The 11,030-nt window shown below is 38.2% G+C and carries 1 protein-coding gene; it reads right to left on the bottom strand.

Annotated elements, in window-relative coordinates; genetic code table 11:
- The coding region (locus ACIQ0D_RS12660; RefSeq protein ID WP_395806168.1) for a hypothetical protein at positions 1–11,030 on the bottom strand (11,030 nt) is incomplete at both ends.

Here is an 11,030-nt window from a genome sequence, read left to right as displayed (position 1 = left end):
CCCGCCGAACCACTATCGTTGGTGAAGACACTAGCTGTTAAAGGGGTATCTTCCAACACAGCGAAATTATCATCCACAATAGTTGGTAAAAATCCGATTGTTAAACGAGCTGCATTTGAAGTAAGATTACCACAAACAAAGTTAGATTGTGATACTTGCAAACGGTAGCGATATTCGTTCATGGCGCTTGTAACACCTGTAAGTGTTAAGCTTGCTGTTGTTGCGCCACTATAAACTCCCGTATTGCTCAGGTTTGTCCACGTTGAACCACCATTTGTACTCACTGCCCATTGGTAAGTAGTTGTGCCTGAACCAAGGCTAAGAGCAGTGGTAAACACTGCATTTCCGTTCACCAAAGCCTTTTGATCAGTTGGTTGTGTTGTAATTACACTTGCCGAACCTGCTGTGCTTACATTGGTATAAGATCCAGTATAATTTGCGGTACTTACCGTTCCATTTGTATTTACAGCTGGAGGATTTCCTGTACCATAATAGTTATTTCCGTCTGTACCAATTGCAGTTGATGTATTGTAATATTCATTTGCATCCGGGCAACCGTCATTATCAGAATCGGTATCTAAAGTATTTATTATTCCATCGCCATCAGTGTCAAGAGTACATTGTCCTGCAGATTTAACAATAACAGTAAGATCATCAATAAAATTCCCTGATCCAACAGCAGGGATTATTGCCTTAAATCCTATATAGGTTTCTTGCTGGGTTGCTGGAATTACATAAGTACCAGTATGAGTACCCCAAGCTGTTGTTCCGTCGGACATTGACTTTTGTGTAATAAGAGATGTAAGTGAAGCCCCTATTTGCACATCGGCTACCTCAACACCATCACGTCCTCTGTGTTTAACAGACCATTCAATGACAGAGCCTGGCGTGATACATAATTTTTGGTATAATATGGTATTGGATTGAGTCCCATTAATTTCAGCAAAAACTACACCATTTGCTGCTGGTACAGAGTTAAAGCCTGTTCCCCATAATTCAATAAGGTTATCTGTTGCGGTAGTTTTCCATCCCAAAACTGATGAGCTATTTACTAAAGTCCAATTATTTGCAGCTACAGTATTTGATTCGAAGCTTCCGTTAAGAATAGGACTTGGACAGATTTGTGCAGCACATTCTACCGTATCGTAAATACCATCATTATCATCGTCTAAATCTTTCAGATCAGGAACCCCATCCGCATCAGTATCGATACAGAAATTCAAGGTTTTCTCTAATGCATAACTAGCATAGGTAGAAGTATAATTCACTGTCCCGGCGGTGGTGCCTTCGTAGTTATTTAATAAACCATTCTTGTTGGTATCATCACCTGTAGGATATACTGAAGTACTTGAAGCTGTGGTTGAGCTACTTGCTTCAATCGCGTCGCTACATCCATCTCCATCAGAATCTAAGTCAAGTGAATTAATTATTCCGTCATTATCCGTATCACAAGCATTAAATGATTCAAGACTAACATTATCAATACTAAAATCATCACTCGTTGACGTAAAGTTAAATGCAATTGTGTTTGTATTTAGGAAAGCCGTTTTCGGGATAGAAACAATAATCTTAGCAGAAGGCACACTTTGTGCTGTAATAGCAATACTGTTCACATTAACTGTAGCTCCATTTGCTGCAAGCACTGAGGCAGTAGTACCTCCATTTGGATTGCTAATGGTTGCATAGATTGTATTGTTAATGAGAAGGTCTAGCTTTGCAGTAGCTGCAGTTGTGATAACCCATCCATGACCATTCGCATTGACATCAAATGTTACGTCAACAGTGCTTTTTGCTGGATTAAGATTAGGTTTAGCAAAAGACTGAGAAATTTGATCATTGGTTCTATTCTCTGAATTATTCCAAACATAGCCTGCAAGCTCATATAACCAATTTGGATGAGCCGTCCAACCTGTTGTACCTCCAGTAAATGTACCATTGACTAAAATATTCTTCATTGGACATTCTACAGTATCTAGTACCCCATCATTATCATCATCAATATCGATTAAATCTGAAACTCCATCCGCATCGGTATCTGTACAGAAATTTAAGGATTTATCTAAGGCATAATTGCTGTAGGTTGAGGTATAATTCACTGTTCCAGCGGTGGTACCTTCGTAGTTATTTAATAAACCATTCTTATTGGTATCTGTTGTACCTGATGTAGCTGGAAATACTGTCGTACTAGTTGCTGTTTTTGAGCTTCCTGCTTCAATGGCATCGGCACAACCATCGTTATCTGAATCTAGATCTAAATGATTTAATATACCGTCATTATCGGCATCACATAATATATCTGGGCTAGTGATATTGCTAAAAGTCCAAGTGGCAATATTGGCCGCATTGATGTTGGCATAGAACATATTGCTTAGATAGTTTCCGGCAAAACTAGCTTGATCTATCCAAGTCCCTACTTTGCTAAATCCAGCATCACGATCGTTGATAAGGTAAGTATCGGTACCATTTGTAATCAACATGGCATCGGCAAAATAATAACTGCCATTCACTCCCGCAGTGGGTAGTGTTTCTATTTTAATTTGTTGGCTAGCATTAGCAGTAATATCTGAAGCTAACAAGGCCCAAGTTACTCCATTATAGGAGAAAGTTCCTTCTGTTAACTGATTCAAAATCACGTTAGTTATACTACTTCCTGTAATGCGTACGGGAAGATTAGTTGAAACATTAACGTCGTTTCTTCTATTGAAGGTATAAACTTTGTATTTGTTAGAAATAGCTAATTGCGGACATTCAGTTAAATCTAAGACCCCGTCATTATCATCATCAATATCCGCAACATCTGGCACGCCGTCTGCATCTGTATCTAAACAAGCATTTAAGGTTTTATCGATTGCGTAATTGGTGTAGGTATAAGTGCCTGAATAAACTCCATTATCTGCAGTAGTTTCTAAGGCATCGGCAAAACCATTGGTACCAAAATTAGCGGTAAATTTAAAGTTAGCTGTAATTGAAGTAGTCGTACCAGCTTCTTTTGCATCGCTACAGCCATCACCATCAGAATCTAAATCCAAATGGTTTGGTTGACCGTCATTATCTGTATCCGAAATACAAGTCGCTTTAGGATATCTTGAGGCATTGTAGGCCGTGGTATTAACATCGAAATAAATTTCAGAAGCAAAACCACCTACCGTATTAGACGTAGCCACTCCGTAAATACGGAAATATTTATAGGCTCCAGGATTAGTAGTTAGCGTAAATTTATTTGAGTTAGTTAAAGAAACCGCTCCATTAGCTGTTACATTGGTTGCATCTGCTGGCAAAGCAATCGCCGCGGTTAAATCAGTCCAAGACGAATTATCATTCGAACCTTGTACTTTTAAACTTGCAGCAGTGGTTCCAAAAATTTCTGTTGCTGTTGTTTTCTTGATGTAAATCGCATCCAACTGAGTTGGTTTCATCAACTCCATCTTGAACAGTTCCTTATTAAGTTGACCTTGAGATGCTTGTAGCTGGACCGCTGCAGTGGTGGCGTTGCCATCACCCAAAGCTGCAAAATTATTATTAGGAGTTGCCGCTGTTAATTCTGAGCTGAATTTAGCAAAATACACTTTGTTAGCCGTATTCCATTCATTAGCGCTTAGGAAACAAGAAGGCGATTCAACCGCATCGAGTACCCCATCATTATCATTGTCAATATCAAAGAAATCACCAATACCATCACCATCTGTATCAGTACACAGGTTAATGGTTTTATCTAATGAATAATTGGTATAGGTTGATGTGTACTTAATTGTTCCAGCAGTTGTGCCTTCGTAATTGTTTAATAAACCGTTTGAATTGGTATCATTATTTGTTGCTACAGGGAAAGCTGTTGTGCTGCTTGGTGCTGTTACACTTCCTGCTTCGTAAGCATCAGAACAACCATCACCATCAGAATCTAAATCCAAACGATTTGGAATACCATCGCTGTCGGTATCAATATCAATAGGGCCACAGATGACTTTAAACTCACCTAAAGTCATGTTATAGGCTCCATTGATAGAACCAGCAGCAAGTGTTTCAGTACCTACTTGGATCGTATTATTATTATTAACATCATACCAACCCGATGAAATATTCAATCTAATTCTTTGCGGATTGACAAAAGTTTTAGGTAAATAAAAGACTTGAGCGCCTGCGTTCGATCCGGCACCAATAGGCTGTGCAGTGGTAAAAGTTTGGGAAGTAAATGTAACAACGTTGTTATATATCACTTCTACTTTGAAATCTTTTACTGGACCATCGCCACCGCCATAATTGAAAGCATCAGGTGCCCAAAGCACCACTCCACCAACGTTCGTATTAGCAGGAAGGGTATATTCAATAAAACCTGTTGTTCTTGGTTCTAATAAGAAATAAGTATCATCCAAGGTATTTGGTACCGTAAGTGTTGCTGACAAGCCTGTTCCAATTAAACCCGAATTATTAAAGGTTAAACTAGCGGTTGATGTACCATAATTAGGACTAGCTATTGCAGCGCCTGGTGTCCACATGGTATTACATGCGATCATTTCGGCTGAATCTAAGATGCCATCGTTATCATCATCAATATCATTGAAATCGGTAATGCCATCGCCATCCGTATCCAAACAACCTTTGATTGAACTCAATAAGGCATAATCACTATAGCTTGAGGTATAATTATAACTACCACCTAAGGTGCTTAATTCGTAATTATCATTTAATCCATTCTTATTGGCATCTGTTCCTGTTGGATACTCGGTTAAACTTTTAGCGGTGGATGAACTATTGGCTTCAGTAGCATCCGAACAAGCATCCCCATCAGAATCCAGATCCAAACGGTTTGGTTTTCCATCACCATCAGTATCCATATCGGTACATGTTTTCTGTGTGAAATACGCTTCTTGCGCCCAAACTCCAGAACCAACGGCACTAACTCCGAAAATTCTGTATTTAGAGAAGGCAATCAGGTTATGCACCATATTGAACTTAATGGAATTGTTGGTGGCATTAATTGGTGCCGTATTGGCAATAACTTGCTCAATACCAATATCGCCCCATTGGGTACCATCCCATCCTTGCATTTTAAACATTCCACCTGCATTAAGTGGAGTTTGACTAGGATAATTTCCTAACTCAATTTGTGTTAGAATAGTAGGTTTTGGCAAATCAAATTGTAAAATAGGTGCATTAGTGAAGCTTGCATTGGTATTGGCTACAAAGATTTGTGCATCTACTCCATCTACCAAGGCATTTAGGCTTGTTGCCCCGTTAGCATAAGTCCAGGTTACCGGGGAAGAAACGGTGATACCCGCTTTAGGCATTAAAGAAGAAGCACAAGTACTTTCTTGACTATCTAATACTCCATCATTATCGTCATCAATATCAATTAAATCACTTTTGCCATCACCATCAGTATCCGTACAGCCATTTAAAGCAGTAGAAATGGCGAAATTATACGAATAAGCACCTTTGTACACACCACTATCAGTTGCAGTTTCTAAATTATTGGCGAAACCATTTAGGCCAGTAGTACTTGGATCTAAGAAGCTTGTAGTGCTTGCAGCAGTGGTACCTAGAGCTGCAGTCCCTGATTCAATTGCATCGGCACAATTATCACCATCTGAGTCTAAATCCAAACGGTTAGGAATGCCGTCACCATCTGTATCCGTGTCTTTACAAGTTAATTTAACAGAATTTGAAGCATCTGTTAAAATTATATTAGTTAAAGATGATGGTGTATAAGAACTTAAGGCTAATTTATAATCAGAAACGGCCCCTTGGAATACTTTTCTAGTGACCCCATTAACTCCTACAGTTACTAAACCTGAAGTAGAAATATCAATACTTAAAACATCGGTTGGCAAAATGGCTAACGCACTAGGATCCCATTGCGTGAGGAAATATCCATAAAGGGTTGTTCCCGTTCCATAAAATTTATAGCCATTATCAGTCCAACTGTCAGGTGTTTGTGCAGTTCCCACAGGAATTAATCCAAACATTTCATAACCAGTTGTAGAAGCATGATTAAATTTCAAGGAAATTGGCAATTTAAATGATTCAACTGAATACGATGATTTCCAGGCACTTCCACCAGCTGTGGTGAATGAATTTGCTGTACGAGCTGTGATAGAACTTCCACTAAACGTTACTTTAGATAAATCAACTCCGGATGAGACACAATTAATTTGTTCCGCAATATCTAACACACCATCGTTGTCATCGTCGATATCTCTAACATCAGCAACTCCATCCTTATCGGTATCTAAACAGGCATTAATAGTTTTATCTAAAGCATATTCTGAATAAGAAGATGTATAATTAATTAGTCCCGCAGTGGCACTTTCGTAATTATTTAACAAACCGTTGCTGTTCGTATCGGTTCCTGTTGGGAAAGCCGATGTGCTTGTAGCTGTTTTTGAGCTAGCTGCTTCGATTGCATCGGAACAACCATCACCATCTGAGTCTAAGTCTAAACGATTAGGAATTCCATCACCATCTGTATCTAAAGTTTCATTAAATGCAGCTGGCGAGCTGGTACAGAAGTAGCCTGAACCTGCTTCAATCACCATTAAAGACAAATCTGTGTCTTTATCATTGGTATGCGCAATGGCAATTGTATGGCTCGTTGCAGTAGCTACAAAAGATAAATTAACCGTTCTTTGTGTTGCTTCAAGTAATTGATCTGGCGCTTGTGATGCTAGTTCACCATCTTTCAACAAGACAAACCTTGCGACTGTTGGTGTTGTTTCATAAGTCACCGCTGCGTTAACACCGGGACTATGAGTAATTGCACCCCTAAATGAAATATGGTAGGTTGTACCTACGGTTAAACAGTTTAGTGTTTGTTGGAAGGATTCTCCATAAGGCGCCCAAGAACCTGCACTTCCGGCTCCACCTTTACTCATTCCGTATATAAAAAACGTATTGGCATTTGATGATGGAAATAAAACACTAGAAGGTGTGGCTTGACCGTAACTAATTTGCCAATTCCCTTGGTTTATATCTACAGAACCTCCATTGCCAAAATTGGTCCAGCCTGTTGGCGCAGTACCTGTAGCCGAAGTAGTTGCAGATAAAGAAGCATTGACTACACAAGATGGAGATAGTGCACAAGAATAAGGACCATTTTCAATACTATCTAATACTCCATCATTATCATCATCAATATCAAACACATCATTTACACCATCAGAATCTGAATCTAGACAAGCATTAATATTTTTATTTAAGGCATATTCTGAATAAGTACTAGAATATTTAATCGTTCCTGCAGTTGTGCCTTCGTAATTATTTAATAAACCGTTTTCATTCGTATCTGTTCCAATTGGATGGCTTGAAGTGCTAGTAGCTGTTGTTGAGCTATTTGCTTCAATAGCATCGGAACAATTATCTCCATCTGAATCAAGATCCAAACGGTTTGGAATACCATCCCCATCCGTATCAATTAAATTACAAGCACCATTAAGTGTAAACCAAGTATTATTTGCACCCGCAGTTTTGTACACCTTGATTGTTTTGATTTGTATTTCTGAATCAAATTTAACTCGGACGTAATTAACCGTTGAATTTGTCGGACTATCGCCACTACCAGTAGTAAATGAACCTGAGTTTGTTGTCCCAGGTATAAAGTTAACACCAGAACCTTTAAACTGAATATTCTCAGAAGTTAAGCGAACTAGATTATTATTTTTATCAAATATCTCATAATAAACTGCTTCGCTTAGATCTAAGTCTGCCAAGGTAAAATCTAAATTCGCAAGCGGATTTGAGAATTCTACTGAAAAAGCACTTGCTCCAGCAAATTGAAGAACGTCATAATTACCATAAGCTAAGGCTTGACTAGCCAGCTTAGTTGGCACAGCACCACTTATTGTTTTATAAGTTATTGAAGTATTTAAACTTGGCACATTTGCAAGTACACCAACCGAAGTAGGTTGAAAAATAGGTAGGCTAGCCATACATGGAGATTCCACGCTATCCAATACTCCATCATTATCATCATCAATATCAAATACATTCGTTATACCATCAGAATCTGAATCTAGACAAGCATTAATATTTTTATTTAAGGCATACTCCGAATAAGTACTAGAATATTTAACCGTTCCAGCTGTAGTGCCTTCGTAATTATTTAATAAGCCGTTTTCATTCGTATCTGTACCTGTTGGATACACCGAAATGCTTGTAGCAATTTTTGAACTACCTGCTTCTATTGCGTCGGCACAACCATCGCCATCTGAGTCGAGGTCTAGGTTATTTGGAATACCATCCTTATCGAAATCAACTTGACAAACCTGTTCTTTGAAATAGATTTCAGTCGCCCAAGCCCCCCCTGATGCAGCATTAATTCCTACTAAACGGTAATATGAATACGCTGTGTTATTATTAAAGTTAGCAACACTTGAATTAAAGGAAGACAAACCACCACTAGTGCTTACCGCATTATTATTGTAGGTTAGTGTTCCAGAAACATCTTTCCAATCATTACCATTGTTACTACCCTCCACACGATAGGTTGTGGAAGTTGAGAACAATGTTTGTCCTTGATAATGACCAATTTCTAAGTAATTTATAATTTTCGCCGTTGGAAATTGGAACCTAAACCATTCGTCGTTTAATGCACCTGTTGGCCCATTCAAAATATAGTTATTGTTGTCCACGTCATCAATCAAATTATTGACTGTAGACGATCCATTAAACGAATAATTAATGGTTGAAGGTTTTGTAATGATTACACCGGTTTTGTTTACAATTTGAATTTCACAAGGAAGCTCAACAGTATCCAATACCCCATCGTTATCGTCATCAATATCTTTTACATCAGCGATTGAATCACCATCTGTATCGATACATGCATTAAGGGTATTAACTAGCGCAAAGTCCAAATAGGTACTCGTATAATTTACTATTCCGGCAGTGGTGCTTTCGTAGTTATTTAATAAACCATTTGTATTTGCATCTGATCCTGTTGGATAAACTGTAATGCTTTTAGCAGTTTTTGAACTACTCGCTTCAATTGCATCAGCACAACCATCACCATCAGAATCTAAATCTAAACGATTAGGAATACCATCCTTATCTGTATCTGTTGGCTGGCAATTGAAGAAGCCGGCTCCATTTTGTGTGGCACCTGCTTCATACCAGAATTGATTACTACCTACTTGTACACGGCTATCATAACCTAAGGTTAAATTTGTAGAATTGCTTGTTGCTATAAAAGTTACCGATCGTAAACCTGTTCCATTTAAATAGGTGGAAGCTAATTCTGTTCCTGTTAAATTGTCAACTCCTTTTAAATAAGGTTTTACAGTTCCAACATCCGCAAAACTACTTTTTAGGAAGATGTTAAATGTATATGTTGAACCTGGAATGGTTTTATAAGTTTTATAAATTTTACCACCAATTGGTGAAGTATATGATCCTTGTAAATCGAATTCTGGCACCCCATTAATAAGGCCCATATAATCAAAGTCTGAGCGACTAACTCCGTCGCCTAGATCAAAATCATAGGAATTCCATCCTGAACAATGAGTGAAAATTCCATATCCGTTTGAAGATAATTGAGTTGCTGTACATTCTGTCCACGTTTCTTTTGTTGAACAGTTTTCTTCGGCATTATCAACTACTCCGTCATTATCATCATCGATATCAAAAACATCTGTAATTCTATCACCGTCAGTGTCAGTACATCCGTTAATGGTATTATTTACAGCATAATTTGAATAAGTAGAATTATAATTTATCTTACCAGCCGTTGTGCCCTCATAATTATTTAATAAACCATTGGTGTTGGTATCCGTTCCTGTTAGGTACACTGTAGTGCTTGTAGCTGTTGTAGAGCTACCAGCTTCTATTGCATCGGCACAACCATCGTTATCACTATCCAATTCTAATGAATTTGGAATACCGTCACCATCGACATCAGGATTACAACTACGTTCTGTAAAATACGCTTCTTGAACCCATCCTGAAACGGTACCAGACGCAGATGTTCCAAAAATCCTATATTTTGAATAGGACTTGTAATTATCAAGCATATTAAATTTATACGAATTGCTGGTTCCCGTTATTGGTGCGCTTGTTCCAAACACTTGATTGGCAGCAATTGTACTCCATGTGGTTCCATTCCAGCCTTCTATGTTGTATGTTCCAGTGCTTCCAAGTGGGAAGTTCCCAGCCTGACTGCTCAATTCAATCAAACTTAGCACTTTTGCCGCAGGCAAATCAAATTGTAAAATAGTTTGATTTAAGAATGTCGTCGTTGTATAGGCAGCTATAGATTCTGCGCCATCGAGAATATTGGCTAAGGTACTGCCCCATGTTACTGTTGAAGAAACACTTACGCCTGTTTTAGACATAATAGAAGGGGTGCAATTGAACTCATCCGTATCTAACACCCCATCGTTATCGTCATCCAAATCAAATACGTCTTTAATTGAATCACCATCTGTATCGATACATGCATTAATATTTTTAATTAAGGCATATTCTGAATAAGTACTAGAATATTTAACTGTTCCATCAGTTGTGCCTTCGTAGTTATTTAATAAACCATTTGTATTTGCATCTGATCCTGTTGGATAAACCGTCGTGCTTGTAGCTATTGTTGAACTTCCAGCTTCAATAGCATCAGCACAATTGTCTCCGTCTGAATCTAAATCCAAGTGATTTGGTTTTCCATCCTTATCTAAATCATTCGCACAATTAGGCTTTGGATATAATGAACTTTGGAAAGAACTGGTGTTAATATCAAAATAAAGCTCTATTGCTTGTCCTGCCAGAATGTTACCAGCTGCAACTCCTAAAATACGGTAGTAACTATATTTAGCTAGGTTGGTAGTTAGTGTAAACTTATTGGAATTTGTTAAAGAAATCCCTCCATTTATTGTCACATTTGTTGCGTTAGCAGGTAATGCAATTGCAGCTGTCAAGTCTGTCCAAGTAGAATTATCATTGGACCCTTGTACTTTTAAACTAGCTGCAGTAGCGGCAAATAGTTCAGTAGCTGACGCTTTTTGAATATAAAAAGCATCCAACTGTGTAGCCGAATTAAATTGGAATTTTAATAA

This window comes from Daejeonella sp. (assembly GCF_044342615.1).
Lineage (GTDB): Bacteria > Bacteroidota > Bacteroidia > Sphingobacteriales > Sphingobacteriaceae > Daejeonella.
The sequence above is the reverse complement of the archived record's forward strand: the minus strand, read 5'-3'. Positions and strand labels throughout refer to the sequence as shown.